The organism is Exiguobacterium sp. s78 (genome assembly GCF_018618985.1).
Taxonomy (GTDB): Bacteria; Bacillota; Bacilli; order Exiguobacteriales; family Exiguobacteriaceae; genus Exiguobacterium_A; species Exiguobacterium_A abrahamii.
Genome location: NZ_JACSNB010000016.1, coordinates 1 through 289, shown reverse-complemented (window position 1 = coordinate 289; position 289 = coordinate 1). Strand labels below are relative to the sequence as shown.

Below are 289 nucleotides of genomic sequence, written 5' to 3'. Positions count from 1 at the left end.
ACGATGAGGTAGATAGGTCACGGGTGGAAGCATGGCGACATGTGGAGCTGAGTGATACTAATCGGTCGAGGCCTTGTTCTAGCAGATGCTTGTTGATGACTTCAGTTTTGAGGGCGCGAGCCTTTCAAAAAAACGAAAAAAAGTCTTGACGTTATGTGAACATAATGTTAAGATAATAAATGTCTGGTGGCGATAGCCAAGTGGTCACACCCGTTCCCATGCCGAACACGGAAGTTAAGCACTTGAACGCCGAAAGTAGTTGGGGGCTTCCCCCTGTGAGGATAGGACG

1 rRNA gene is annotated in these 289 nt (G+C 48.1%); it reads left to right on the top strand.

From position 1 onward, the window contains the following. Nucleotides 1-182 precede the first annotated feature (182 nt). Nucleotides 183-289, top strand: a 5S ribosomal RNA gene (gene rrf, locus KNQ18_RS17205); the annotation flags it as partial.